The following is a 24,967-nucleotide window of genomic DNA, read 5'->3' as shown; positions in this document are numbered from 1 at the left end:
GTCATCACAGATGGTCCTTGCCGTCGTCGATCATCTTCTCGATATCGACAATGTATTTCTGGAAACGTGCGTCGAGCAGCAGATCGGCGCGCTTGCGCGGCCGCGGCAGATCGATATCGACGATTTCCTTGATGCTGCCCGGCGAGCGCGACATCACGATCACCTTGTCGGAGAGATAGACGGCTTCCTCGACCGAATGCGTCACGAACAGCACGGTCTTGCGCTGCGTATCCCAGATGTCGAGCAGGTCGTTCTGCAGCCGCGTGCGGGTATGCGCATCGAGCGCGCCGAACGGCTCGTCCATCAGCAGCACGGCGGGATCGTAGGCCAGTGTGCGCGCGATCGCGACGCGCTGCTTCATGCCGCCGGAGAGTTCTTTCGGATAGAAATTCTCGTAACCCTTGAGGCCGACCATTTCGAGCAGCTTGCGGCCGCGCGTTTCGGCTTCAGCCTTCTTCATGCCCTGCTGGCGCATGCCATACATGACATTGCCGAGCACGTTCTTCCACGGAAACAGCGCAAATTCCTGAAACACCGGACCGCGATCCGGACCCGGTCCCGTGATCGCCCTGCCCTTCACCTTGGCAACGCCATCGGTGGGCTGCACGAAGCCGCCGACGATATAGAGCAAGGTCGACTTGCCGCAGCCTGAGGGTCCGAGGATCGAGACGAAGGCGCCGTCTTCGATGGTGAGGTTGATATCCGACAGCGCCAGATGGCTTTGCTTGCCGGAGGTCTGGAAACGCTGCGAGACGTGATCGATTTCGATCATGGCTGAAGCGGGTTTGCGGCCGGATAAAGGTTCCGACTCGGCGTGAGCGTCCGAACGTAGCGACACCACCTGCATTCCCGGTCCTTCATTTGCCATGCACGCATTGCAATCACGACGGCCCGACTGTGTCCATCATGCTGACGGACGCAGCGTAGCCGGAAACTGCAATTACTTTAAGCTTCAAATTTATGCGGGCAACGCCTTTTTGCTAGTCAGCGCCTGCCGCGAACAGGGCAGCTTCCCGCAGCAGGGCTTTCGACGCGTTTTCCGCGTTTAGTCGCGGAAATACGGCTCCACAGGGCCCGACAGCTTGATCAGCAGCGGATTGCCGTACCGGTCCTTTGCCGCACCGGCGGGCACCTTCACCCAGCCTTCGCTGACGCAATATTCCTCGACATTGGTCTTCTCGGCGCCCTTGAAGCGAATGCCGACATCGCGCTGCAGCACTTCGGCATTGTAGAATGGGCTTCGCGGATCGGTGGACAGGCGATCTGGCAGATCGGCTGATGCGTTGGTGTTGTCGGTCATAGCAGCGCCTCGATTTTCTCTCGCAGTGATTCAGGTTTGGCGGTCGGCGCAAAACGCTCGACGACCCGTCCGGAACGGTCGATCAGGAATTTGGTAAAATTCCATTTGATTCCCGAACCCAGCAATCCGGACTTTTCAGATTTCAGGTAATTATACAATGGATGCGCCTTTGCGCCATTCACGTCGATCTTCTCAAACAATGGGAAGGTGACGTGGTAATTGGCCTCGCAGAAGCTTTCGATCGCTTTGGCGTCGCCGGGCTCCTGCGCGCCGAACTGATTGCAGGGAAAGCCCAGCACGGAAAATCCGCGCGGCGCAAAATCCTGCTGCAGTTTCTCCAGCCCCGCATATTGCGGCGTGAATCCGCAGGCGCTGGCGGTATTGACGATCAGCAGCACCTTTCCTTCGAACTGCTTCAGCGCGACCGGCTCACCGGACAGTGCATTTGCAGAGAAATCGGAGATGCCGGTCATCGCACTGATCCCTTCTCAGGCCAGAACAGGATCGCAGGGCATCGGCGGCGTGCCGCCGGCCTCGATGGCTTCGCCGGCGAGCAGACACAGATCCTCGCGATAGCGGCCGGCGACCACCTGCACGCCGGTCGGCGCACGGCCGACAAGACCCGTGGCAACGCTCAGCGCCGGCAGGCCCATGAAGGGAATACCAATCTGCGGCATCTGTGCAGCCCAGACGCGGTCGAAGCCTTCCTGGCCCTGCAAATCGAGATTGTCGGGGAACGGCAGTTCGCCGGACATCGGCATCAGCACCACGCTGTAGGTCTGCAGGAACAGCTCCCAGTCGCGCACGAAGGTGGAGCGGCGTACCAGCGCCCGTGACAGGCCGCCATTCTCGAAGTCCTTGAGCTTGTCCTTCTGTCCGCGCAGACAGACGAGTGCTGCGGGATCGCCCTCGCGTTCGGCCGCGTCCAGCATGCCCTGATAGCCGTCGCCGAACCAGAGCTGCGTCTGCAAGGCGGCAGCCTCGCGCAGGGCCGGCGTGTTCTCGACTTCCTCGACGATCCACCCTGCCCGCTCCAGCCGCTTGCCGGCATCGCGCACGGCGGCCTCGACATCGGCTGATATGGCGAGCCCGTCGGGCCGCAGACACATGGCGGCGCGCTTCTCGCGCGTCGGGCCTTCAAGCGGCGCTGGCACCCACCAGGGATCGCGCGCATCGGGCTGCGACATCGCCGCAAGCCCGAGACGGACATCATTGATGGTGCGCGCCAGCGGGCCGGACACCGCGGTGATCTGGCCGGAAATGATGCGCTCGGGCAGCGCCTGATTGTAAGCGGCGATGCGACCGAGCGTCGGACGCAGACCGTGTACGCCGCAGGCATAGGCGGGATAGCGGATCGAGCCCGCGATATCCGTGCCGTGCGCGATGTGACCGATACCGGCGGCGACCGCGCTGCCCGCGCCACCGGACGAGCCGCCCGGCGTCAGCGACGGATCGCGCGGATTCTTGGTGTCGCCATAGAGCTGATTGGTGGTGAACCAGCGATAGGAAAATGCCGGGCAATTGGTGCGGCCGATGATGACGGCGCCGGCCTTCAGCAGATTGTCGATCACCGGGCTGTTGGTCGTCGCGATGATCTCGTTCTGGATCTTCACGCCGTTCGAGGTGGGATAGGTCGCGTAGTCGATATTCACTTTGACGGTGATCGGCACGCCGCCGAGCGGACCGACATCCTCTCCATCAGCGATGGCCGCATCGACCGCATCCGCCCGTGCCAGCGCTTCATTGGGCCGATGGTCGACCACCGCATTGATGGCGGGGTTCACCGCATCGAGCCGCGCGAGCCCTGCAACAGTGGCCTCACGGGCGGACACTTTGCGGGTGCGAATGAGTGCGGAGAGGTCGGTGGCCGACAAACGCCAGAGATCGTTCATAGAATGCTCCATTGCTTGTCGCTTGTTAACGCAGGCGGGCGGAGATTGCCAATCAGACAAACGCTCGCATTCTCGCGGCGCCGAAGCGTCCGAGTTGTGCGCATTCCTTCCCGCCCCCTTGTGAGAGGGCGTGCGGAACGCCGGGTGCCCGTTGCACCCTTGGGCCTGATGCGATGCGGTCTTCCGCATGGATAATGCATCAGGACTTTCGGAGGCGCCGAGCGATTGCCCAGCGTTCCGCCTGCGGTGTTTTTTCGGTTGCTTGCACTTTGCCTCAGCGAACGATCCGATCACCGAATTAAAGTCCCAAGGCGATGGGAAGGGAGCCTCAAGCGAATAGGCCGGACACGTTTTGACTTGGTCGTCCGTCACACTGTCCAGGGTTCTTTCCATCCGAAGGTCGGCCGTCTCCCTGCCAGTGGCAGTGCTGGCGCAGATCCGTCCTGCCCGAAGACAGACGTCACCCCAAACCGCGTGACGCCGCATCTCCAGCGTCCACCGCATCCCACCCCGCGAACGTGACGATCGCGCTCGCCCCTCTCATCGGGGCCGGACGAAGGAGAATATAAACCTTATGGGGATACTGTCAACGGTGAATAGGAAAAAATGTTTGAGGCATTCTCAACTGTCGTCCCCGCGCAGGCGGGGACCCATACACGCTGCGAGAACGGTTGAAGCGAGATCGCCGTAACTCTGCCGTTCTAACCACACTGACCGTGGCTATGGATCCCCGCCTGCGCGGGGATGACAACGGAGAGTGTAGCGTGAACTCCCCTATTTCACCCTTGCGAGGAAATACGCCAGCTCCACGATCTGCGCCTCGGAGATGGACTGCATCACATCGGCCATCGTCGCATCGTAGCCGTGGCGGGAGTTGTCCTTGTATTCGCGCATGGTCTTGGCGAGGTAGTCCTCGCGCTGATTGGCAATGCGCGGGATGTTGTCGCGGCCGGAGAAATCCGCGTTGTGGCAGCTATCGCAGCGGAATTGCGAGGTCAGCGCCTTGGCGGCCTGCATCCGCGCGGGATCCCCGGCTTCGCGCGCGACAGGCTTCGGCAGCGTCGCCAGATAGTCCGAGAACAGGCGCAGATCATCGTCGGTGAGCTCCTTGGCCATGTCGTTCATGGGCTCGGCGACACGAAGCTTCTCGCGAAACATATAGAGCTGGATCAGCGAATAGGCCGGCTGCTGCGCACCGAGCGACGGCGTGTTGTCGGTTTCGGAAACGCCCTTCTCGCCATGGCAGGCAAGGCAGGGCGCGGCGCGCTCGGTGATGGGTTCGGCACTCAGTGACGGCTTGACGATAGCGGATAAACAAAGCGCAGACATGGCAAAGACAGCTAGCAGGCGCATCGGGTTCTTTCTTTATGCCTCTCACTCGTCATTCCGGGGCGCGCTGAAGCGACACCGTCGCGTAGGCGCGAACCCGGAATCTCGACATGGATGAACACTTCTGGATTCCGAGTTCACGCGCGAAGATGCGCGTGCCCCGGAATGACAGTTTGCGGCAGTGAGCGGCGGCGCGACAATGACGGCGCCGCCACGCCCGTTACTTCGCCCCCGCCACCTTCTGCTTGCCATAGGTGATGCGATAGATCGCGCCGTTCCAGTCGTCGGACACCAGCAGCGATCCGTCCTTCATCTGCAGCACATCCACCGGGCGGCCGACATATTTGTTGTCCTCGATGAATCCGGTCAGGAACGGCTCGACGGACTTCACCGTGCCGTCCTTGTTGAGCTTCGCGACAACGACGTCGCCGCCGAGCTTCTGCGTCTTGTTCCAGGAGCCATGACGCGCGATGAAGATCGCGTCCTTATAGGCCGCCGGGAACATCTTGCCGGTGTAGAAGCGCATGCCCAATGCCGCCGTATGCGCACCGAGCAGGCCGACCGGTGCGGTGTAGTCGGCGCAGGACTTGCCCCAGCCGAATTCCGGATCGAGAATATTGCCCTGCAGGCAGTATGGCGCGCCGAAATCTTCACCCGCCTTGGTGACGCGGTTGAGTTCATCCTCCGGCACCGCTTCCGACATCCAGTCGCGGCCGTTGTCGGTAAAGTACATCTGCTTGGTGGTCGGATTCCAGTCGAAGCCGACGGTGTTGCGGACGCCCTTCACATAGATTTCGGCGCCGGTGCCATCGAGATTCATGCGGCGGATCTGGCCATGGGCCTCGTCATGCAGCACATTGTTGCCAGGCTGGCCGACCGGCACATAGAGCTTGTTGTCGGGGCCGATGCCGATGAACTTCCAGCCATGGGCTTCGTCCTTCGGCAGATTGTCGTAGATCATCACCGGCTTCGGCGGATTTTCGAGATTGTCTTCCACCTTGTCGATCTTCGAGATCTTCGACAGTTCGGCGATGTAGAGCGTGCCGTCCTTGAAGGCGAGACCGTTCGGACGATAGAGGCCGGAGGCCAGCACCTTCACCTGGCGCTTGCCGTCATTGTTGATGACCGCATAGACCTTGTCGACAAGACGGGAGCCAACAAACACCGTGCCCTTGTCGCCTTCGCGCATCGAGCGCGCATTGGCCATGCCGGCCGCATAAACCTCGATATTGAAGCCCGCGGGCACTTTCAGTTTGGCAGTCGGCAGCTTGTCGGCAGCGGACGGAATCGGCGGCGGCGCGACGGGCGCGAGCTTGGCTGCGGCAGCGCCATCGGGACGACCGATCAGCGGCGAGCCGGGCGGCAGCGCCGGTGCAGCGGCAACGGCCGGTGCTGCGGGCGCCGGAGCGGCAGCCTGTGGTGCGGCCGGCGCCGGTGCAGGAGCCGCTGCGGGAGCAGCAGGCGCTGCACTTGGCGCGGCTGCAGGAGCCGGTGTTGCAGGTGATGTATCGGACTGCTGGGCAAAGGCGCCGCTTGCAAAGACGCCGATGAACGCACCGGCAAGCAATGCCCGGCGCGCGGACGTGTAAACACTCATGGATCTCTCCCCTTTTTACGGAAGCCTTCTCTGCTCGCAGCACATGAGATGCGCCGCCCCCGAGGCTTTCCGGATCGCACTGTTGGATATTTTTATGTCGCCGCGCAATCAAAACATGGCGCGCGAGCAAGTCTGCACGGATTCCCGCGATCGACTAGAGCCTTTTCGGTTCTGATAGAATCAGAACCGAGGCTCTGGCTTTTTGTATTGACGCGTTTTCTTGACGCGAACCGGTGCCCACTTCGCTCGAAAACGCTCTAATGCCGCGTTGCGGACTCATCGGTGGCATCGAGCAGTGCTTCGGTGAACGGAAATTCAAGCACGATCTCGCCGTCCTTGTCCGTGACTTCCAGCACCGCTTTGAGCAGATCGCTCGGCGTGCCCTCGGAGCGCAGCAATTGCAGGATCATCGACCGCGCCACATCCCAGGCATGATCGGGATCCCGCAGCTCCTCGCCTTCGGGATCGACCACCAGCTCGTCGTTGATGCGTGTGTTGAAGAAATAAAGCGGCATGGCAATTCTCTTGGCACTAGGCTTGGGCGCGGGCGCAGAAGACCTCAGACCACGCGAATATCCCGGAAGATGCGACGGGCTGAGTACGAAACGATGCCTTTCAACCAAAGGCCTTCGCTATCTATGGAACGTTCTCGCCATTGCAATGTTGCAGCGCAATCGATTGTGCACTGCACGCATATTGTACCCCTACCGCTTCAAATTGTGATGACGAAGTTGTTGGCGAACCTTTAAGCAGAGAATAGAGTTATGGTTATGCAGTACCTGACTGCAGAGAAGCGGGAGAGAAATATGGCCTGGAAAGCACCTAAGATCGTCGAAGTTGCAGTCGGCATGGAAATCAACATGTACGCCTGCGCGGCGCGCAAGTAAGACTTGAGCTCAAGCTAAGTTTTGGGGGCGCCTTCGTTGACGACGGGCGCCCCGCGTCTTTTTGCGAGACGCGAATTCGCATAAATTACAAATAGCCGGATTCAGGGCGATCTCATGTTGCGTGTTGTCGTTCTTGGAGCCGCGGCCGGCGGCGGTGTTCCGCAATGGAATTGCGGATGCCGGATTTGTCGTGCCGCGCGCAATGAGCGGCCAGACTTGCAGAGCGGTCAGGCCTCGATCGCGGTGTCGGCCGACAATGCCAACTGGTTTCTGATCAATGCCTCGCCCGACCTGCGACAACAGGTCACCGATACGCCCCAGCTTCATCCCCATCCCGATCATGTCAGACACTCGCCGATCGCAGGCGTGATCCTCACCAATGGCGAGGTCGATGCGGTGGCCGGGCTCTTGTCGATGCGGGAGGGTTCGCCATTTACAATCTATGCGCACACACGTGTGCTGGCGATCCTGAAAGCCAACAGCATCTTCAACGTGCTCTCGGACAAGAACGTGCGCCGCGAAGCCATCGAGATTGATATGTCTTTCGAACCGAAGCTGCAGGACGGCACGTTCTCCGGTCTTGAGGTGCTGCCTTTCGTCGTGCCCGGCAAGAGCGCATGGTATCTGGAAGGACAGGCGCATCCGGCGGGTGAGGATGGCGACGGCGATACGCTGGGTCTGCGGATCGCCGAGAAGGCCACCGGCAAGCATTTCTATTTCATCGCCGCCTGCGCGCGGGTGACGCCCGAACTGAAACAACGCATAGCAGGCGCGCCGCTGGTGTTCTTCGACGGCACCGTCTGGCGCGACGACGAACTCATCGCGGCAGGATTGGGCCAGAAGACCGGCCAGAGCATGGGGCATCTGTCGATGTCCGGCGCGGATGGCGCCATCAGTGAACTGGCCGATGCCGGCATCGCCAGAAAGTTCTTTCTACACATCAACAATTCGAACCCGGCGCTGCTGCATGATTCCACCGAGCGCGCCGCATTGACCACCGCCGGCTGGCAAATCCCCGGCAATGGCATGGAGGTCACGCTGTGAACGCCCCAAGTGCAAGCACGATCGCTGCAAACACGATCGGCGACAACGCCATTTCCGCCTATTCGATTTCGCCAGGGGTGCCGCTGGACAATGCCGCGCAACTCGAAGAGACGCTCCGCCATATCGGCGCGACGCGCTATCACAGCCTGCATCCGTTTCATAAGCTGCTGCATGGCGGCAAGCTCAACAAAGGCCAGGTGCAGGCCTGGGCGCTGAACCGCTACTATTACCAGAGCACGATCCCCATCAAGGACGCCGTGGTGATCTCGCGCTTCCGCGACCGTGCGACACGCGTGGAATGGCGGCACCGCATCGAGGATCACGACGGTGATACCGGCGCAGAAGGCGGTATCGAGCGCTGGCTGAAGCTCACCGAAGGGCTCGGCCTCGACTCAGCCTATGTGGAATCCACCGAGGGCATCCTGCCGGCGACGCGTTTCGCCGTGGAGGCCTATGTGCATTTCGTCCGCGACAGGACACCGCTGGAGGCCATCGCCTCGTCGCTGACGGAACTGTTCGCACCCAACCTGCATGAAGAGCGCATTTCCGGAATGCTGAAGCATTATGACTTCGTCAATCCGGACATCATGAGCTATTTCAGCCGCCGCCTGACCCAGGCGCCGCGCGATGCCGGCTTTGCGCTGGATTACGTCAAACTGCACGCCAACACCCCGACCGAGCGCCGCGCGGTTTGCAATGCACTGATCTTCAAGACCAATGTGTTGTGGGTGCAGCTCGATGCGCTGTATCATGCCTATGTCGATGGCCATGTGCCGCCGGGCGCGTTCGTCCCGGCCAAGTAAGAAGGCAACGATGACGGAGTTGCGCAGCAATCGTCGGATCAGTGTCAGCGAGGCCAGCAAGCCGATCTTGCCGCGCCACGCCAGGCTGAAGTTCGACGAGACGCGCCAGCGCTGGGTGATCCTGGCGCCGGAGCGCGTGCTGGCGCCGGACGATATTGCCGTCGAAATCCTGCAGCTTTGCGATGGCGAACGCAGCGTCGCCGATATCATCGATCTCCTGGTCGCCAAATATGCCGCGCCCCGCGACGATATCGGCACCGATGTCGTGGCCATGCTGCAGGACCTCGCCGACAAGGGCTTTCTCACGCAAGCGCGGGAGAAGACATCATGAGCCCCACCCTCACCGACGCCAGTCCCGTCTTCACCGATCCCGCCGACAGTCTCGCGATCATGGAGCGCACGCGCTCGACTGCGGAGACATTCGGCATTCCCCTCGCCGTGCTGGCCGAACTCACCCATCGCTGCCCGCTGCAATGCCCATATTGCTCCAATCCTGTGGAGCTCGACCGCGGCAGCACCGAGCTGACCACCGACGAATGGAAGAAGGTGCTGTCCGAGCTCGCCGAAATCGGCGTGCTGCAGATCCACTTCTCCGGCGGCGAGCCGACCGCGCGCAAGGACATCGTCGAGCTGGTCCAGCATGCGACGGATGTGGGCCTGTATTCCAATCTCATCACCTCGGCGGTGCTGCTGACGCGCGACAAGCTCTCCGCGCTCGCCGATGCCGGGCTATGCCATGTGCAGATCAGCTTCCAGGGCAATGAGCCCGTGGTGGCCGACCGCGTCGGCGGCTATCGCAATGGCCACGCGAAGAAGCTCGAAGTCGCCAAATGGACGCGCGAACTCGATCTGCCGCTGACGGTGAATGCGGTGATGCACCGGCAGAACCTGCACCAGCTCAGCGATATCATCCAGATGGCTGTCGATCTCGATGCCGACCGGCTGGAAGTCGCCAATGTGCAGTATTACGGCTGGGCGCTGAAGAACCGCGCCGCCTTGATGCCGACCATCGATCAGATCGACGAGACCAGCCGCATTGTCGAGGATGCGCAGCTGCGCCTGAAAGGCATTCTCGATATTGACTATGTGGTGCCGGACTATTACGCGCTGCGGCCGAAGAAGTGCATGGGCGGCTGGGGCCGGCAGTTCTTCAACATCTCTCCGGCCGGCAAGATCCTGCCCTGCCACGCCGCAGAGACCATCACCGGGATGGAATTCGAATCCGTGCGCTCCAATCATTCGATCGCCTGGATCTGGCAGAACTCCGAAGCCTTCAACCGCTATCGCGGCACCGGCTGGATGCCCGAACCGTGCCAGAGCTGCGCATTCAAGGAAATCGACTTCGGCGGCTGCCGTTGCCAGGCCTTCGCGCTGACCGGCGACGCCGGGAATACCGACCCCGCCTGCACGCTGTCGCCTGTTCACGCCGAAATCTTCAAAATGGCCGAGACGGAGTCCACTGAGGGCCGCGACCGCTTCATCTATCGCAACTTCAAAGGCGGCACGCTGGAGCCGGACGCGGACGACGTCCATGGCCGCTGATGTCCCCGCCCTGGCGAGCGCGGACCTGTTCGCGCCGCTGACCTCGGAACATCTCGATGTCGGCGACGGCCACGCAATCCATGTGGAGAGCGTCGGCCGCAGGGATGGCATTCCCGCGGTCTATCTGCATGGCGGCCCCGGCTCCGGCTGCCAGCCCGATCACCGCCGGCTGTTCGACCCGCAGCGCTTTCACACCGTTCTGTTCGATCAGCGCGGCGCCGGCCGCAGCAAGCCGAAAGGCAAGCGCGAGGCGAATACGCTGCCGCATCTGATTGCGGATATGGAAACGATCCGGCAGACATTCGGCTTCGACAAATGGCTCGTGGTCGGCGGCTCCTGGGGCGCAACGCTGGCGCTCGCTTATGCACAGGCACATCCGGATCGCGTGACCGGCATCGTGCTGCGCGCAACGTTTCTCGGCACACGGGAAGAATTACACGATGTCTTCAACGTCATGCTGCCGCGGCACTATCCCGGCCTGCATGGAGATTTTCTGAGCGCCCTTGCCGAAGCCGAGCGCACCGATCCGCTGCCGAACTTCTATCGCCGCATTCTCGATGCTGATCCGGCCGTGCATGTTCCGGCGATCCGCGCCTGGGGCGGCACCGAAGCCATCCTGTCGGAAATCGCGCCGAAGCGCATACGACTCGACCGTGCCGAACTCGGCAACACCACGCGGCCGATGCCGGCCACGCCGGCAATGGAAGCGCATTACTTCAAGCACGACTGCTTCATGCGGCCGCAGCAGCTCATGGAAGACGCCGGCAAACTCACCGGCATTCCCGGCGTCATCATTCAGGGCCGTTACGACTTCCTCTGCCCGCCCGCCACATCGCACGCCCTGGCCAGGCGCTGGACGAATGCCGAGGTGCGCATCGTTGAAGGCGCCGGTCACAGCCTGTATGACCCCGGCATGCGCGATGCGGTCATGAAGGCCATCGCCGATGTGGCGTCGAAATTGAAATAGGACTTCTGGAATGCCGATCAAAGGCACGGGAATGCTGATGACGTCGATGGATATCGACGCCAGCCATGAGCAGGAATTCAACGCGTGGTACGACCGCGAGCATCTTGCCGAGCGCGTCGCCATCGAGGGCTTCAATGAGGCGAGGCGCTATGTGGCCGTGAATGCCAGGCCGAAATATCTCGGCCTGTATTCGACCGCGACATTCGACGTGCTGGACAGCGACGCCTATCGCGCGGCGCTGGCGAACCAGACCAAGTGGTCGCTGACCAATATCGGCCGTTTCCAGAACATGCTGCGTTCGGTGGCGCGGATCACCGTGAGCCGCGGTCAGGGCCGCGGCGCGGCGCTGGGTCTGGTGCGCATCCGGCCACCCGCCGAAGGCGCGGACAAACTGCGCAGCGCCATCGAAGCGCAGCTCGATCCGGGCGATATCAACGGCATAATCTCGATGCATCTGATGGAGAGCGATCCCCGCCTCTCGAAGCCGCTGACCGACGATCCCGCCGCACCCAATCCCGCCGCCCGCGACTGGTATGTGATGATCGACGGCACGGATGTCGAAGCCGTCGCTGCGACCATGAAGGGCCGCTTCACTGCGGCCATTGCAGCGGCAAAGGCAGAGCTGATTTCCGAGGGGACCTACCGGCTGATGTGGGACCTGGCGAAGAGCGATCTTTGACTGGGCGATCTCTGATTGAACGCATAGTACCGCTGACGCGACCAAGGTGAACTGGCCCGCAACGGGCCGCTTCATCTTGAGAGATGCCAATGACCGTCCGTGTGCTGTCCCTTGTGGTTCTCACCGCCGCTCTGATCGTCGGCAGCCCGCTGGCTCGTGCCGAGGACGAGCCGGCCAAGGTCGATGCGGTGAAGGCAGCCGAATTCAACAAGCGCATGTTTGGCGGCCCGCTGGGTCCGAAGCTGACCTATGCCTGCTTCGTCCGGCGTTACGACGCCGAGCATCTGGCACGGCATCCCAAACAGAAGGTCAGCACCATGAAGCTGCTGGTCGTCGCCGGGCATCCGCCTGAAGAAAGCTACACGCCCTACTCGTTTCGGCTCGGATTCAAATATCGCCATCGCAAAGGCGACTGGGATTCCAGCGGCTCCTGCGGCCAGATCCAGGACACCGACAAGGGCCAGGAAGTGAAATTCGCATGTAGTGTCGATTGCGATGGCGGCGGCATTGCGATCGGCCTGGCCAAAGACATCGACGCAACGCTGGTCCGCGTCGAGCGCGTACGCATCTGGCAGAACAGCAAGCCCGATGAAGAACCCGGCACCGACGCGCTCACCGGCGGCGAGGACGACAAGATTTTCCGGCTCGACCGCACGGACCTGAAGGAGTGTGAATCGTTGATCACGGACCGCAAGGAACTCGCGGCGATGCGCAGCAAGTGAGCGTGATTGACGCCAAATCGGAGCGAACCATGAATCGACGCAGCCTATTGTGGACCGCCCTGTCGTCGGCCGGCGCGGGACTATTGGCATCGCGAGCGAATGCCGTGACGGCCGACGAGAAGCCGCCCGCCAGGCTCAAGGTCGTCTACCATCTCGCCGATGCCGACCGGGTAAATTTCGCCCTCGGCAATATCCAGAACCACTTCGATGGCGTCGGCGGCCCCGACAACGTTACCATCGCCCTGGTCGTGCTCGGCCCGGCGCTGAAATCATTCGCGCTGGCCTCGACCAATCCTGACATTACCGCGCGGATCGGTAAATTCGCCAAGGCCGGCCTGCAACTGGCCGCCTGCAGCAACACCATGAAGGCGCAGGACGTGACGCTGGACGGCCTGCTGCCGGGCTTCACGATCGCCGACCGCGGCGGTGTGGTCCGGATCGCGGAGCTGCAGTCGCAGGGGTATCTCTACATTCGTCCGTGAGCCTCTCCCAGCGCATCAAACCGACGCACAAAATTTACACAATCGTCATTTCACGCACCGTTCTGGCCAAACACGGAATTGCGATCCGGCTCCCACGACCAGAATGGAACCGTTCGGCTTGCCATGCGTATGGGTTTGGGGCGATCATTGGAACCGGGCCGCGGACGTTTCGCGCGGCGATCGGCCTTTTGATAATTGTAAGCAGAACAAGGCATCATGAATCCCGTCAAAGCACTCGAATCCCATGGTCAGGCCGTCTGGCTGGACTTCCTCGCCCGCGGCTTCGTCGCCAAAGGCGACCTCAAGAAGCTGATCGACACCGACGCCGTGAAAGGCGTGACGTCGAACCCGGCGATCTTCGAGAAGGCGATCGGAAGTTCGGACGAATATGATGCCCCGATTGCCGAGGCGCTGAAGTCAGGCGACAAGTCGCCTGCCGACCTGTTCGAGCACATTGCCGTCGAGGATATCCAGCACGCCGCCGATGTGCTGAAGCCGGTCTATGACAAGATGAAGGGCGACGATGGCTTTGTCAGCCTCGAAGTCTCGCCCTATCTCGCCAATGACACCAAGGGCACGGTCACCGAGGCCGAGCGCCTGTGGGCAAGCGTCAAGCGCCCGAACCTGATGGTGAAGGTGCCGGCGACGCCGGAGGGCCTGCCCGCGATCCAGCAACTGATCGGCGAAGGCATCAGCATCAATGTGACGCTGCTGTTCGCGCAGAAGACCTATGTCGAGGTCGCCGAAGCCTATCTGAGCGGTCTCGAAAAGTATGTCGCCGTGGGCGGCGATCCCTCGCATGTGGCGAGCGTCGCCTCGTTCTTTGTCAGCCGTATCGACGCACAGGTCGACAAGCAGCTCGACGACAGGATCGCCAAGGCGAATGATCCCTCGGAGAAGGCGCGGCTCAAGGACCTCAAGGGCAAAGTCGCCATCGCCAATGCGAAACTCGCCTATCAGGAATACCTGAAACTGTTCGCCGGCCCGCGCTGGGGAAAACTCAAGGCCAAAGGCGCCAAACCGCAGCGCCTGCTCTGGGCCTCCACCGGCGTGAAGAGCAAGGACTATCGCGACACGCTCTATGTGGAAGAGCTGATCGGCAAGAACACCGTCAACACCGTGCCACCCGCCACGCTGGACGCCTTCCGCGACCACGGCGAAGTGCGCGACAGCCTCGAAGAGAATGTCGAGGACGCGAAGAAGGTGCTGGCTGATCTCGCCAAGACCGGCATTTCGCTGGACAAGATCACCACCGAACTGGTGATCGACGGCGTCAAGCTGTTCGCCGATGCGGCCGACAAGCTGTATGGCGCGGTGGCGCACAAGCGCGCGACGTCGCTGGGTAACGGGATCGGATCGCAGAAGCTGGCACTCGGCGACGGCATCAACAAGAAGGTCGCAACCTCCACCGAAGAGTGGCGCGGTTCGGCGAAGATCCGCCGGCTCTGGCACAAGGACAAATCGGTCTGGACCGGCGCCGATGAAGACAAGTGGCTGGGCTGGCTGAACAGCGCTTCTGCCGAGAAGGCCAAGCTCGCTGATTATGCCGACTTCGCCACATGGGTGAAGGCGCAGGGATTCACCGACGCCGTGGTGCTCGGCATGGGCGGCTCGAGCCTCGGGCCGGAAGTGCTGGCGCAGACTTTTGCGAAGGTCTCGGGCTTCCCGAAATTGCATGTGCTGGATTCGACCGATCCCGCACAGGTGGCGGCCATGGGCAAAGCCGTGAAGATCGCCTCGACGCTGTTCATCGTCTCCAGCAAGTCCGGCGGCACCACCGAGCCGAATGTGATGAAGAACTATTTCTTCGACGAGGTGACCAAGGCGGTCGGCGCCGACAAGGCCGGTTCGCACTTTGTCGCCGTCACCGATCCCGGCTCGTCGCTGGAGAAGGTCGCGAAGACGCAAAAGTTTGCCCGCATCTTCCATGGCGATCCGACCATCGGCGGCCGCTACTCGGTGCTGTCGCCGTTCGGCCTCGTGCCGGCCGCTGCGGCGGGTGTCGATCTTACCAAACTGCTGGATCTGACGCTGTCGATGGTCCGCTCCTGCGGACCCGACGTGCCGCCTGCTGAAAATCCCGGCGTGCAGCTCGGCCTTGCCATGGGCAATGCCGGGCTCGATGGCCGCGACAAGGTCACCATCCTCTCATCGAAGAAAATCGCCGATTTCGGCGCATGGGCCGAACAGCTCATCGCCGAATCCACCGGCAAGGATGGCAAGGGGTTGATTCCGATCGATGGCGAAACGCTTGGCGAGCCCTCCGTCTATGGCACGGATCGGTTCTTCATCGACCTGCGCACATCGGGCGAGGACGACAAGGTACATGACGACAAGCTCGCGGCGCTGGAGAAAGCCGGTCATCCCGTTGCGCGCATCGTGATGCCGTCCATCGACCATCTCGGCCAGGAATTCTTCCGCTTCGAGATCGCGACGGCCGTTGCCGGCTCCATACTCGGCATCAATCCGTTCAACCAGCCGGATGTGGAAGCCGCCAAGATCAAGACACGCGAGCTGACACAAGCGTTCGAGAAGACCGGTTCGCTGCCGCCGGAGACGCCGGTGGTGTCGTCGAAAGAGGCCGATCTCTATACGGACGACAGCAATGCCGAACTGCTGAAGAAGGCCGGCGCCGATGGCGATCTGACCTCGTGGCTAAAGGCGCATTTCCGCCGCGTGACGCCCGGCGACTACGTCGCCCTGCTCGCTTATGTCGAACGCGACGGCGCGCATATCGACACGCTGCAGCAGATGCGGATGGCGGTGCGTGACAAGAAGAAGGTGGCAACCTGCGCCGAATTCGGACCGCGCTTCCTGCATTCCACCGGCCAGGCCTACAAAGGCGGGCCGGATACCGGTGTATTCCTGCAGATCACCGCGGACGATGCCAAGGATCTCGCCATTCCCGATTACCGCGCCTCGTTCGGTGTCATCAAGGCGGCACAGGCGCGTGGTGACTTCGGCGTGCTGACCGATCGCAACCGCCGCGCCTTGCGCGTCCATCTCAAGGGCGATCTCAAGGCCGGACTTGCTGTTCTCGACAAGGCGATTACTGCCGCATTGAACTAAACGACGACCCGCATGGCCCGGACATTGCTTCGGGTCATGCGCAATTAATAAAGGACATCACACAATGCAGCTCGGCATGATCGGTCTCGGCCGAATGGGCGGAAATATTGTCCGCCGCCTGATGAAGAACGGTCACACCGCCGTCGTCTATGACAAGGACGCCAAAGCCGTCAGCGGCCTCGCCTCCGAAGGCGCCACCGGCGGATCGTCGCTGGAAGATTTCGTCAAGAAGCTCGACAAGCCGCGCGCGGTCTGGGTGATGCTGCCCGCCGGCAAGATCACCGAGACCACCATCGATGCGCTGACCAGGCTGCTGGAGCCCGGCGACACCATCATCGATGGCGGCAACACGTTCTGGCAGGACGATGTCCGCCGCGGCCAGGCGCTGAAGGAAAAGGGCCTGTTCTATATCGACGTCGGCACATCCGGCGGCGTCTGGGGCTTTGAGCGCGGCTATTGCATGATGATCGGCGGCGACAAGGAAGTGGTCGACCGTCTCGATCCGATCTTCAAGACACTGGCGCCGGGGATTGGCGACATCCCGCGCACGCCGGGCCGCGATAACAGCGATCCTCGCGTCGAGAACGGTTACATCCATGCGGGCCCGGTCGGCGCCGGGCATTTCGTCAAGATGGTCCATAACGGCATCGAATACGGATTGATGCAGGCCTATGCCGAAGGCTTCGACATCATGAAGAATGCCAATATCGAGGCGCTGCCGGAAGCGCATCGCTTCGATCTCAATTTGCCTGACATCGCCGAAGTCTGGCGCCGCGGCAGCGTGATCCCGTCATGGCTGCTCGACCTCACCTCCATGGCGCTCGCCAAGAACGAGACGCTCGATACCTATTCCGGCTTCGTCGAGGATTCCGGCGAAGGCCGCTGGACGGTGAATGCCGCCATCGACGAGGCTGTCCCCGCCGAGGTTCTGACTGCTGCGCTGTTTGCGCGGTTTCGCTCCCGCAAGGAGCACACATTTGCAGAGAAGATTCTATCCGCGATGCGCGCCGGTTTCGGCGGCCACAAAGAGCCTGATCAGCATCCGGATCCAAAACGGCAGGACGCGCCTGATATCATCAAACCAAAGGCGTAGCCCGCATGACCGAGATACAAGCTCCAGGCCCTGCCAAATCCAAGAAGAAGCCAGATCCTTGCGCATTCGTGATCTTCGGCGTCACCGGCGATCTCGCCCACCGGCTGGTCATCGCGGCGCTGTATAACCTGCAGGCGGCCGATCTTCTGCCGGAGAAATTCTGCGTCGTCGGCATCGCCCGCAAGGACATGACTGGCGCGGAACTCCGCGACGACCTGATGAAGGGCCTGAAGCAATATGCGACGCGCCCGGTTGATGACGCCATCGCGCAGAAGCTGCTCAATTGCGTCACCTGCATCGAGGCCGATCCAAGCGAGCCGGAATCCTTCGATCGCATGCGCGAACAGCTCGACAAACTCGAGGAAGCGCGCGGCACCGGGGGCAATCGCCTGTTCTATCTAGCAACGCCGCCGTCCGCCTTCGCGCCGATCGCGCGCCAGCTCGGCCGCACCGGCATGCTGAAGGAGAACGCCTCTTGGCGTCGCCTCGTGGTCGAGAAGCCGTTCGGCACGGACCTCGAATCCGCGAAGAAGCTGAACAACGAACTGCTCGGTCTGATGAACGAGCAGCAGATCTACCGGATCGATCACTATCTCGGCAAGGAGACGGTGCAGAACATCCTGGTGCTGCGCTTTGCAAATGGCATGTTCGAGCCGATCTGGAATCGCAACCATATCGATCACGTGCAGATTACCGTGGACGAGAAACTCGGCGTCGGCCATCGCGGCTCGTTCTACGACGCCACCGGCGCGCTGCGCGACATGGTACCGAACCATCTGTTTCAATTGCTGTCGCTGGTTGCGATGGAGCCCCCCGCGCGGTTCGAGGCCAATGCGGTTCGCTCCGAGAAGGCCGAAGTGCTCGCCGCCGTCACCACGCAGACCGAAGCCGAAGCACTGCAGAATTCGGTGCGCGCGCAATATGTCGCCGGCCATGTGGGCGATACCGACATCGGCGACTATCTGAAGACCAAGGACGTCAAGGAGGGCAGTACCACCGAGACCTATGCGGCGATGAAGCTGTCGATCGACAACTGGCGCTGGGCCGGCGTTCCCTTCTATCTGCGCACCGGCAAGGCACTCGGTATCAAGCGCACCGAAGTCGCGATCAAGTTCAAGCAGGCCCCCTTCGCCATGTTCCGCGATATGTCGGTGGAAAGTCTCGCCGAGAACTTCCTCGTCATCGCCGTGGAGCCGAACGAAGGCATCTCACTGAAGTTCAATACCAAGGTGCCCGGCCCGGCCGTGGAGATCGACGGCGTCGAGATGAAGTTCCGCTACAAGGACTACTTCCAGGCTGCACCAGCCACGGGTTACGAGACGCTGATCTATGACTGCATGATCGGCGACAACATCCTGTTCCAGCGCGCCGACAGCGTGGAAGCCGGCTGGCGCGCCGTGCAGCCGTTCCTCGATGCATGGAAGAAGGCCGGCAAGGATGGGTTGAAGACCTACAACGCCGGCAGCGAAGGTCCCGAAGAAGCCAACGACCTGCTCAAGCGCGACGGTCGTAGCTGGCGCGTGCTGAGCTGACGCGATGACAGCGCCCAATCGCCATATCGTCGTGGTCGAGGATGCGGTGGCTCTCGCCGAGGCCGCAGCCGAACGTCTCGTCGAGCGCATCGAGGCCAATCCCGGCCGCATCGCCATCTGCATGACCGGCGGATCGAGCCCCAAGCGGCTCTATGAACTTCTCGCCACCGAACCCTATCGCAGCGAAATCCCCTGGGATCGCGTGCACTGGTTCATTGGCGACGACCGCTTCGTGCCGTCAGGCGATCCCAACAACAATATGACAATGGCGCGCACTGCGTTTCTGGATGCATGCGCACCGCTCGCGAATGTGCACCCGATCAAGACCGATGCGGCGGGTCCGGATGAAGCCGCCGCGCTCTATATGCGCGAACTGCAGTCTTTCTACGGCACCGACAAGCTCGATAAAGCCAAACCGCTGTTCGATCTGGTGTTGCTCGGCGTCGGCCCCGACGGCCACGTGGCGTCGTTATTTCCAAGCTATCCCGCCATCGAGGTGACAGATCGCTGGGTGGTCGGCGTGCCCGAAGCGCATGTGAAGCCGTTCGTGCCGCGCGTCAGCCTGACGCTGCCGGCGCTGGCCTCATGCCGCGAGATGCTGTTCCTGATGAGCGGCGAGGACAAGTGCGCGATCCTGACGCGCGTGCTGAAGGGCGAGGATCTGCCAGCCAATCGCGCGCGGTCGGATGGCGAAACCGTGTGGCTGTGCGACAAGGCCGCGCTGCCGGACGACGCGCGTGGCTGACACCGCGTCCAAGACTCTGGCACCCAAGGCTCTGGTGGTGATGGGCGTCTCCAGCTCGGGCAAGAGCACGATCGCGAAGACGCTTGCTGAACGCCTCGGCTGGCGCTTCGCCGATGGCGACGATTTTCACCCGAAGGCGAATATCGAGAAGCAGCGCGCGGGCCAGCCGCTCACCGACGACGATCGCTGGCCCTGGCTGCAGAGCATTGCCGACGAGATCGACCGCGTCACCGCGTCCGGCGAGAGAATCGTGGTTGCCTGTTCTGCGCTCAAGCGCGCCTATCGTGATCTGCTGTTGCACGGCCGCGACGACATTCGCATCGTCTATCTCGACGGCTCCAGGGAGCTGATCGCCAAGCGCATGGCGGCGCGAAAGAATCATTTCATGCCGCCGACGCTGCTCGACAGCCAGTTCAAGACGCTGGAAGTCCCCGGCCCAGACGAACGCCCGATGACAGTATCCATCGACGACGATGTCGACGGCATCGTCTCCGCCATCATCAAACAACTGCCGACCTGAAGGATCAGACCATGACCAAGATCGCTCTCGTGGTGTCCGATGTCGACGGCACGCTTGTCACCCACGACAAACGCCTCACCGACACGGCCAAGGCGGCCGTGAAGAAACTGGAAGACGCCGGCATCGGCTTCACCATCACGTCGAGCCGCCCGCCCGTCGGCATGCGCTTCCTGGTGAAGCCGCTCGGGATCACGCTGCCGATCGGCCCGTTCAACGGCAGCTCCATGGTGGACGGTGACCTCAAGCCGATCGTGCAGCACCTGATCCCGGAGGCCGCCACCAAGCGCGCCATCGAAGTGCTGGAAGACCACGGCGTCGATATCTGGCTTTTCACCAATGACGAATGGGTGATCAAACGCGACGACGGCAAATATGTGCCGCATGAACGCGACACCATCCAGCATGAGGCCGTGATGGTGGATGACTTCTCGCCCTATCTCGCCAAGGCCTGCAAGATCGTCGGTGCGAGCGCCGACTTCCCGCTGCTGGAACGCTGCGAGGGCGTCATGCAGAAGGCGCTGGGCGATACGGCTGTCGCGGTACGCTCGCAGAACTATTATCTCGACATCACGCCGCCCAATCAGAACAAGGGCACCTTCGTGCAGGCAATGGCGCAGCGGCTAGGCATCTCCCTTGAGGCCATCGCCACCATTGGCGACATGCGCAACGACCTTCCGATGTTCAAGGTGTCGGGCATGTCGATTGCCATGGGCAATGCGAGCGACGACGTGAAATCGCAGGCAACGGATGTGACGACGTCGAATGAGGAGGAAGGCTTTGCGGGGGCGGTAGAGATGATTTTGAAGCGGAATGCGGGCGGCTGAAGCGTACTCCGTGGACCCCCTCCCCTTGCGGGGAGGGCTGGGGTGGGGGTAGCCACACGGTACGGCGCTTGTGGCTACCCCCACCCGACCGGCCTTCGGCCGGCCACCCTCCCCGCTTAGCGAAGCTTCGCTTCGCGCGGGGGAGGGACAAGAAAGTCCTACTTCGCCCGCTCCACCTTCTTCTCATGCGGACGCTTGGCGCTTGCCAGATTATGCGCCACGGCGATCAACGCGATATGGGTCAGCGCCTGCGGGAAGTTGCCGGTCTGGCGTTTGACGCCGCTGTCATATTCTTCCGCCAGCAGGCCGACATCATTGGCGATCGCAACGACGCGATTGAACAGTTCTTCCGCCTTGGCGATCTCGCCCATCTTGATATAGGCCTCGGCCAGCCACAGGCTGCAGGCGAGGAACGCGCCCTCGGCGGGCTGCACCTCGCCGGTGACCGCGCGCGGATCGTGGCGCAGCACGAAGCCGTCACGTATCAGATATTTCTCGACCGCCGCGATCGTGCCCTTCACGCGAGGATCGTCGGCCGGAAGAAAACCCAGAGCCGGCAGCAACAGGATGGCGCCGTCGAGCACGTCCGAGCCATAGGATTCCACGAAGGTGTTTTCGCGGGGATCGAACCCCTTCTCGCAGACGTCGCGGTGAATCTCCTTGCGCAGCTCCTTCCATTTGTCGACGGGGCCTTTGAGATTAAAGGTCTCGGCGCTCTTGATGGCGCGGTCGAACGCAACCCAGCAGCCGACTTTCGAGAGCACATAGTGCTTGCCGGGGCCGCGGAGCTCCCAGATGCCGTGATCGGGCTTGTTCCAGACCGAGGCGAGATGTTCGAGAATCGCGCATTCGACCGCCCAGGTGTCGCCATCGAGTTCTAGTTTGGCGACGCGGGTCTGATGGAAGGCATCGATCAGTTCGCCATAGACGTCGAGCTGCAATTGCGCATGCGCGGCATTGCCGACGCGCACCGGCAGCGCGCCGCCATAGCCGGGCAACCAGTCGGCCTCCCATTCGAGCAGGCGGCGCTGGCCCATGATGCCGTACATGATCTGCATCTCGGCCGGTGCGCCGGCGACGGCGCGCAGCAGCCAGCGATGCCAGGCGCGCGCCTCATCCGTGTAGCCGCTGTTCATCAGCACCAGCAGCGTGAGGGTCGCATCGCGCAGCCAGCAGAAGCGATAGTCCCAGTTTCTGGAGCCGCCGAGCTTTTCAGGCAGCGACGTGGTCGGCGCCGCGACGATGCCGCCGGACGGCGCATAGATCAGCGCCTTCAGCGTGATCAGCGAGCGCATCACGAGATCGCGGTGCTCGCCTTTGTAGGTGCAGCGGCTGCTCCATTCCTTCCAGAATTCCTCGGTGTCCTTCAGCGCCTCGTCGACATTGATCGGCGCAGGCACTTTGAGATGCGACGGTCCGTAGGTCAGCACAAACGGGATATTGTCGCCCTGTTTGACTTCGAATTTCGCGACGGTCGTGAGGTTCTCGCCATGGGTCTCGACCGGCGTATGCAGCACGGTCATGTCGGGCCCGCAAATCGCCAGCACTCCGCCATCCTTGTCGCGCTTCACCCACGGGATAGCCGCGCCGAATCCGAAGCGAATAATCAGCTCCATCCGGACCGTCACCGTGCCGCGATCGCCGCGGACGATGCGCACCACATCAGAGGCGGCGCCGCGCGGCGGCATGAAGTCGATCAGCGTGATGGCGCCGTCGTCGGTCTCCAGCGTGGTTTCCAAAATGAGCGAGTCGCCGCGATAGCGCCGTTTGCACGCCTTGATCGGAGCGTCGGGCGTGATTTGCCAGCGACCGTGATCCTTGGTGCCGAGCAGCGCGGTGAAGCATGCGTCAGAATCGAAGGCCGGCCAGCACAGCCAGTCGATCGATCCGTTGCGGTTGACGAGAGCGGCGGTCTCACAATCGCCGATCAGCGCGTAATCTTCGATATTGCTGTACAATGTCTTTCCGCCACCTGACAAAATTTACGTCAATGCGGACGAACTCCTGTCCGCGGTTGCAATGTGCAGCGCGTCACGATCGATCGACGTGGCCATCGTCTCCACCGTGGCCGGCAGCCGCTGCCGCCAGTTCGGATGCTCATTGATGGTGCCGGGAATATTCGGCTGATCGATCACACCCAACAGGTCTTCCAACGCGACGGCCAGCAAACGGGTCCGCGTGCGCGCGAGAAAGTGAGCGACGGCGTAGAAGTCTTCGGTATTGATACCCTGCGTCCGCAGCGCTTCGCCGAGCATCTGCAGCGCGTAACGCCGGGCATCGTCGCTCTCGCCGGGATCTATGCCCAGCGAGCGCTTCAGCTGCAGATCGTGCAGGCTGCGCCAGCCGGCATAGGTCGGCAGATCGTGGGTATTGAAGGTCACCAGCGCATTCGGTGCGTAATAGTCGATACCGCGGAAGGCATAGCGTTCATCACGCTCGAACATCATCACCAGATACGACCAGATGCCCCAGGACGCGAGATGATCGCGGAAGCCGTCCGGCACGGTACCGAGATCCTCGCCGATCACCACGCAGCGATTGGCGACGCTCTCCTGCGCCGTCACGGCCAGCAGGGCTTCCAGCGGCATCTTCACATAGGCGCCGTTATCAGCGTCGTAGCCGTGCGGCACGACGTAAAGGCGATTGAGGCCGAGCACGTGATCGAGCCTGATAGCACCGGCATAGCGCATCGAGGCACGCAGCATGTCCTTGAACGGTGCGAAGCCCTGTACTTCCAGCCCCGCGGCATTGAAGCCCGCGAGACCCCAGTTCTGCCCGGCGGGCTGCAGCGCATCAGGCGGCGCACCCACGGAGAGATGACGCGAGATCGCGATCTGCTCGTTCCAGGCATCGAAGCCGCCGGACTGCACGCCGACGGCGACGTCCAGATAGAGGCCGACGGGCATGCCAAGCTTCGTCGTCAGATCGAAACACGCCTTGAGCTGCAGGTCGGCATTCCACTGCACATATTCGATATAAGCGACTTCCTTGCCGTCCGGCCCGGCGCGGAAAGCTTCGCAGGTCGCGTCATCGGGCAACAGCCATTCCGACGGCCAGTCCCACCATGCGGTCTGGTGCTGATGGCGCAGTACTTCGAAACAGGCAAAGCGCGTCAGCAGTGGCGCGCGTTCGGCGCGGAAGGCGGCAAAGGCTTTCTGACGCTCGGAAGTCGGATCGGCACAAAATGTCTCAAAGGCGGCAAGCATCGCTGCCGACTTCGTCGCAGCGATATCGACATAATCGACGAACTTGCTGGCGCGCAGATCGGCAAGCCTGTTGCCGCTGTCACCTGCGGCATATTCGGGCAGCGCCTCGACATCGATATAGAGCGGATTGAGAAACAGCCGGCTGTTCGGCGAATAAGGGCTGCATTCGGCAGGCCGGTCATCGAACAGCGCATGCAGTGGATTAAGGCCGACACCGCCGGCGCCGAAACTGGCGGCCAGTCTGATCAGGCCCTGCAGATCGGTGAAGTCGCCGATCCCCCAGTTGCGCTCCGAGCGCACACCATAGAGCTGCACGGCGACAATCCACGAGCGATCGAAGGTGCCGGGAAATGCCTTGGATGGTGCCACGATGAAGGGCGCTTCGTCCGGGAAGTTCCTGGCGTCGACCAGTCTGAGCTTGTGCACGCCGACCGGCAGGTCGCGCGGCCAGGTGATCTCGCGCCCCCCCGTCGTTCCCTCGGCGATAACCTTAACTCCGTCGAGAATTTTCCAGCTCAGGGGAAACGTGGCAGCCTCATTGAGGACCGTGCGGGCGCCCTCGCCGGCCCGGACCACGACCGGGCTCTCGACGAAACGATGCGGCGTGCGCACCGGCATGGCGTCCAGAATGAGCTTAAGGGCGGCTTCGCCCGTGGTGTGCCACTGACCCTGACCGTCGTGAAAACCGGTCTGGATTCCGAGTTCGGCAGCTTTGGTGAAAAGATCCATTCGGC

General features: G+C 62.1%; 24 protein-coding genes. 15 read left to right on the top strand and 9 right to left on the bottom strand.

Annotated elements, in window-relative coordinates:
* Positions 1–4 precede the first annotated feature (4 nt).
* The 7 genes from RSO67_RS26290 to RSO67_RS26260 form a co-directional block, all read right to left on the bottom strand.
* On the bottom strand, positions 5–847 hold the full coding sequence (locus tag RSO67_RS26290; protein ID WP_315844365.1) for an ABC transporter ATP-binding protein: 843 nt from the start codon (positions 845–847) through the stop codon (positions 5–7).
* Between the two features lie 198 nt (positions 848–1,045).
* On the bottom strand, positions 1,046–1,300 hold the full coding sequence (locus RSO67_RS26285; RefSeq protein ID WP_068732134.1) for a DUF3297 family protein: 255 nt from the start codon (positions 1,298–1,300) through the stop codon (positions 1,046–1,048).
* Positions 1,297–1,773, bottom strand: coding sequence for a glutathione peroxidase (locus tag RSO67_RS26280; RefSeq protein ID WP_315841236.1), 477 nt, complete (start codon positions 1,771–1,773; stop codon positions 1,297–1,299). The genes RSO67_RS26285 and RSO67_RS26280 overlap by 4 nt, the downstream gene beginning before the upstream one ends.
* Positions 1,774–1,788: 15 nt before the next feature.
* On the bottom strand, positions 1,789–3,192 hold the full coding sequence (locus RSO67_RS26275; protein ID WP_315841235.1) for an amidase family protein: 1,404 nt from the start codon (positions 3,190–3,192) through the stop codon (positions 1,789–1,791).
* 774 nt (positions 3,193–3,966) lie between these two features.
* Positions 3,967–4,545 (bottom strand): cytochrome C, encoded by a 579-nt coding sequence (locus tag RSO67_RS26270; RefSeq protein WP_315841234.1) that lies wholly within the window; start codon positions 4,543–4,545, stop codon positions 3,967–3,969.
* 196 nt (positions 4,546–4,741) lie between these two features.
* Positions 4,742–6,118 (bottom strand): PQQ-dependent sugar dehydrogenase, encoded by a 1,377-nt coding sequence (locus tag RSO67_RS26265; protein WP_315841233.1) that lies wholly within the window; start codon positions 6,116–6,118, stop codon positions 4,742–4,744.
* A gap of 257 nt (positions 6,119–6,375) precedes the next feature.
* A complete protein-coding gene (locus tag RSO67_RS26260; RefSeq protein WP_089267437.1) occupies positions 6,376–6,633 on the bottom strand; it encodes a DUF6894 family protein in 258 nt (85 codons plus the stop codon).
* 291 nt (positions 6,634–6,924) lie between these two features.
* On the opposite strand from RSO67_RS26260, the gene pqqA reads away from it, so the two are divergent.
* From pqqA to RSO67_RS26185, 15 genes are all read left to right on the top strand, one after another.
* Positions 6,925–7,005, top strand: coding sequence for a pyrroloquinoline quinone precursor peptide PqqA (gene pqqA / locus RSO67_RS26255; protein ID WP_089267584.1), 81 nt, complete (start codon positions 6,925–6,927; stop codon positions 7,003–7,005).
* A 114-nt stretch (positions 7,006–7,119) separates the two neighbouring features.
* Positions 7,120–8,049 carry a pyrroloquinoline quinone biosynthesis protein PqqB gene (gene pqqB / locus RSO67_RS26250; protein WP_315841232.1) on the top strand — a complete coding sequence of 310 codons (930 nt, stop codon included), beginning with the start codon at positions 7,120–7,122 and terminating at the stop codon, positions 8,047–8,049.
* A 50-nt stretch (positions 8,050–8,099) separates the two neighbouring features.
* Positions 8,100–8,852, top strand: coding sequence for a pyrroloquinoline-quinone synthase PqqC (pqqC, locus tag RSO67_RS26245; protein WP_410001917.1), 753 nt, complete (start codon positions 8,100–8,102; stop codon positions 8,850–8,852).
* A gap of 10 nt (positions 8,853–8,862) precedes the next feature.
* On the top strand, positions 8,863–9,183 hold the full coding sequence (gene pqqD / locus RSO67_RS26240) for a pyrroloquinoline quinone biosynthesis peptide chaperone PqqD (protein ID WP_315841231.1): 321 nt from the start codon (positions 8,863–8,865) through the stop codon (positions 9,181–9,183).
* Positions 9,180–10,394: a pyrroloquinoline quinone biosynthesis protein PqqE gene (gene pqqE, locus RSO67_RS26235; RefSeq protein WP_315841230.1), complete on the top strand. Its 1,215-nt coding sequence runs from the start codon at positions 9,180–9,182 to the stop codon at positions 10,392–10,394. Before pqqD ends, pqqE begins: the two co-directional genes overlap by 4 nt.
* Positions 10,384–11,361: a prolyl aminopeptidase gene (gene pip / locus RSO67_RS26230; RefSeq protein ID WP_315841229.1), complete on the top strand. Its 978-nt coding sequence runs from the start codon at positions 10,384–10,386 to the stop codon at positions 11,359–11,361. The genes pqqE and pip overlap by 11 nt, the downstream gene beginning before the upstream one ends.
* 10 nt (positions 11,362–11,371) lie before the next feature.
* Complete coding sequence (locus RSO67_RS26225; protein WP_315841228.1) at positions 11,372–12,040, top strand: DUF4286 family protein; 669 nt, start codon at positions 11,372–11,374, stop codon at positions 12,038–12,040.
* A gap of 89 nt (positions 12,041–12,129) precedes the next feature.
* Positions 12,130–12,762, top strand: a complete 633-nt coding sequence (locus tag RSO67_RS26220) for a hypothetical protein (RefSeq protein WP_315841227.1) — start codon at positions 12,130–12,132, stop codon at positions 12,760–12,762.
* Between the two features lie 29 nt (positions 12,763–12,791).
* Complete coding sequence (locus tag RSO67_RS26215) at positions 12,792–13,244, top strand: DsrE family protein (protein ID WP_315841226.1); 453 nt, start codon at positions 12,792–12,794, stop codon at positions 13,242–13,244.
* Between the two features lie 216 nt (positions 13,245–13,460).
* On the top strand, positions 13,461–16,313 hold the full coding sequence (locus RSO67_RS26210; protein WP_315841225.1) for a bifunctional transaldolase/phosoglucose isomerase: 2,853 nt from the start codon (positions 13,461–13,463) through the stop codon (positions 16,311–16,313).
* Between the two features lie 64 nt (positions 16,314–16,377).
* Complete coding sequence (gene gnd, locus RSO67_RS26205) at positions 16,378–17,406, top strand: phosphogluconate dehydrogenase (NAD(+)-dependent, decarboxylating) (protein WP_315841224.1); 1,029 nt, start codon at positions 16,378–16,380, stop codon at positions 17,404–17,406.
* 5 nt (positions 17,407–17,411) lie between these two features.
* On the top strand, positions 17,412–18,938 hold the full coding sequence (zwf, locus tag RSO67_RS26200; RefSeq protein ID WP_315841223.1) for a glucose-6-phosphate dehydrogenase: 1,527 nt from the start codon (positions 17,412–17,414) through the stop codon (positions 18,936–18,938).
* Between the two features lie 4 nt (positions 18,939–18,942).
* Complete coding sequence (pgl, locus tag RSO67_RS26195) at positions 18,943–19,683, top strand: 6-phosphogluconolactonase (RefSeq protein ID WP_315841222.1); 741 nt, start codon at positions 18,943–18,945, stop codon at positions 19,681–19,683.
* Positions 19,684–19,723: 40 nt separating this feature from the next.
* Positions 19,724–20,203, top strand: a complete 480-nt coding sequence (locus tag RSO67_RS26190; RefSeq protein WP_315844363.1) for a gluconokinase — start codon at positions 19,724–19,726, stop codon at positions 20,201–20,203.
* An 11-nt stretch (positions 20,204–20,214) separates the two neighbouring features.
* Positions 20,215–21,027, top strand: a complete 813-nt coding sequence (locus tag RSO67_RS26185) for an HAD family hydrolase (RefSeq protein ID WP_315841221.1) — start codon at positions 20,215–20,217, stop codon at positions 21,025–21,027.
* Positions 21,028–21,185: 158 nt separating this feature from the next.
* Here RSO67_RS26185 and RSO67_RS26180 read toward each other — a convergent pair whose 3' ends face one another.
* Both RSO67_RS26180 and malQ read right to left on the bottom strand, forming a co-directional pair.
* A complete protein-coding gene (locus RSO67_RS26180; RefSeq protein ID WP_315841220.1) occupies positions 21,186–22,985 on the bottom strand; it encodes a glycoside hydrolase family 15 protein in 1,800 nt (599 codons plus the stop codon).
* 24 nt (positions 22,986–23,009) lie between these two features.
* The gene (gene malQ, locus RSO67_RS26175; RefSeq protein ID WP_315841219.1) at positions 23,010–24,962 is read right to left on the bottom strand and encodes a 4-alpha-glucanotransferase; all 1,953 of its coding nucleotides are present in this window, start codon (positions 24,960–24,962) and stop codon (positions 23,010–23,012) included.
* Between the last annotated feature and the right edge of the window lie 5 nt (positions 24,963–24,967).

Origin of the sequence: Tardiphaga sp. 709 (genome assembly GCF_032401055.1) — a bacterium.
GTDB lineage: Bacteria > Pseudomonadota > Alphaproteobacteria > Rhizobiales > Xanthobacteraceae > Tardiphaga.
The sequence above is the reverse complement of the archived record's forward strand: the minus strand, read 5'-3'. Positions and strand labels throughout refer to the sequence as shown.

What these genes read in the sequence shown, in the direction of transcription:
- pip (WP_315841229.1), top strand. Translation starts at nt 10,384, where the DNA reads ATGGCCGCTGATGTCCCCGCCCTGGCGAGCGCGGACCTGTTCGCGCCG.
- RSO67_RS26260 (WP_089267437.1), bottom strand. Translation starts at nt 6,633, where the DNA reads ATGCCGCTTTATTTCTTCAACACACGCATCAACGACGAGCTGGTGGTC.
- RSO67_RS26215 (WP_315841226.1), top strand. Translation starts at nt 12,792, where the DNA reads ATGAATCGACGCAGCCTATTGTGGACCGCCCTGTCGTCGGCCGGCGCG.
- RSO67_RS26285 (WP_068732134.1), bottom strand. Translation starts at nt 1,300, where the DNA reads ATGACCGACAACACCAACGCATCAGCCGATCTGCCAGATCGCCTGTCC.
- RSO67_RS26210 (WP_315841225.1), top strand. Translation starts at nt 13,461, where the DNA reads ATGAATCCCGTCAAAGCACTCGAATCCCATGGTCAGGCCGTCTGGCTG.
- RSO67_RS26265 (WP_315841233.1), bottom strand. Translation starts at nt 6,118, where the DNA reads ATGAGTGTTTACACGTCCGCGCGCCGGGCATTGCTTGCCGGTGCGTTC.
- RSO67_RS26220 (WP_315841227.1), top strand. Translation starts at nt 12,130, where the DNA reads ATGACCGTCCGTGTGCTGTCCCTTGTGGTTCTCACCGCCGCTCTGATC.
- RSO67_RS26280 (WP_315841236.1), bottom strand. Translation starts at nt 1,773, where the DNA reads ATGACCGGCATCTCCGATTTCTCTGCAAATGCACTGTCCGGTGAGCCG.
- pqqE (WP_315841230.1), top strand. Translation starts at nt 9,180, where the DNA reads ATGAGCCCCACCCTCACCGACGCCAGTCCCGTCTTCACCGATCCCGCC.
- RSO67_RS26185 (WP_315841221.1), top strand. Translation starts at nt 20,215, where the DNA reads ATGACCAAGATCGCTCTCGTGGTGTCCGATGTCGACGGCACGCTTGTC.
- RSO67_RS26225 (WP_315841228.1), top strand. Translation starts at nt 11,372, where the DNA reads ATGCCGATCAAAGGCACGGGAATGCTGATGACGTCGATGGATATCGAC.
- pqqB (WP_315841232.1), top strand. Translation starts at nt 7,120, where the DNA reads ATGTTGCGTGTTGTCGTTCTTGGAGCCGCGGCCGGCGGCGGTGTTCCG.
- malQ (WP_315841219.1), bottom strand. Translation starts at nt 24,962, where the DNA reads ATGGATCTTTTCACCAAAGCTGCCGAACTCGGAATCCAGACCGGTTTT.
- RSO67_RS26275 (WP_315841235.1), bottom strand. Translation starts at nt 3,192, where the DNA reads ATGAACGATCTCTGGCGTTTGTCGGCCACCGACCTCTCCGCACTCATT.
- RSO67_RS26190 (WP_315844363.1), top strand. Translation starts at nt 19,724, where the DNA reads ATGGGCGTCTCCAGCTCGGGCAAGAGCACGATCGCGAAGACGCTTGCT.
- pqqA (WP_089267584.1), top strand. Translation starts at nt 6,925, where the DNA reads ATGGCCTGGAAAGCACCTAAGATCGTCGAAGTTGCAGTCGGCATGGAA.
- RSO67_RS26290 (WP_315844365.1), bottom strand. Translation starts at nt 847, where the DNA reads ATGCAGGTGGTGTCGCTACGTTCGGACGCTCACGCCGAGTCGGAACCT.
- RSO67_RS26270 (WP_315841234.1), bottom strand. Translation starts at nt 4,545, where the DNA reads ATGCGCCTGCTAGCTGTCTTTGCCATGTCTGCGCTTTGTTTATCCGCT.
- zwf (WP_315841223.1), top strand. Translation starts at nt 17,412, where the DNA reads ATGACCGAGATACAAGCTCCAGGCCCTGCCAAATCCAAGAAGAAGCCA.
- gnd (WP_315841224.1), top strand. Translation starts at nt 16,378, where the DNA reads ATGCAGCTCGGCATGATCGGTCTCGGCCGAATGGGCGGAAATATTGTC.
- pgl (WP_315841222.1), top strand. Translation starts at nt 18,943, where the DNA reads ATGACAGCGCCCAATCGCCATATCGTCGTGGTCGAGGATGCGGTGGCT.
- pqqD (WP_315841231.1), top strand. Translation starts at nt 8,863, where the DNA reads ATGACGGAGTTGCGCAGCAATCGTCGGATCAGTGTCAGCGAGGCCAGC.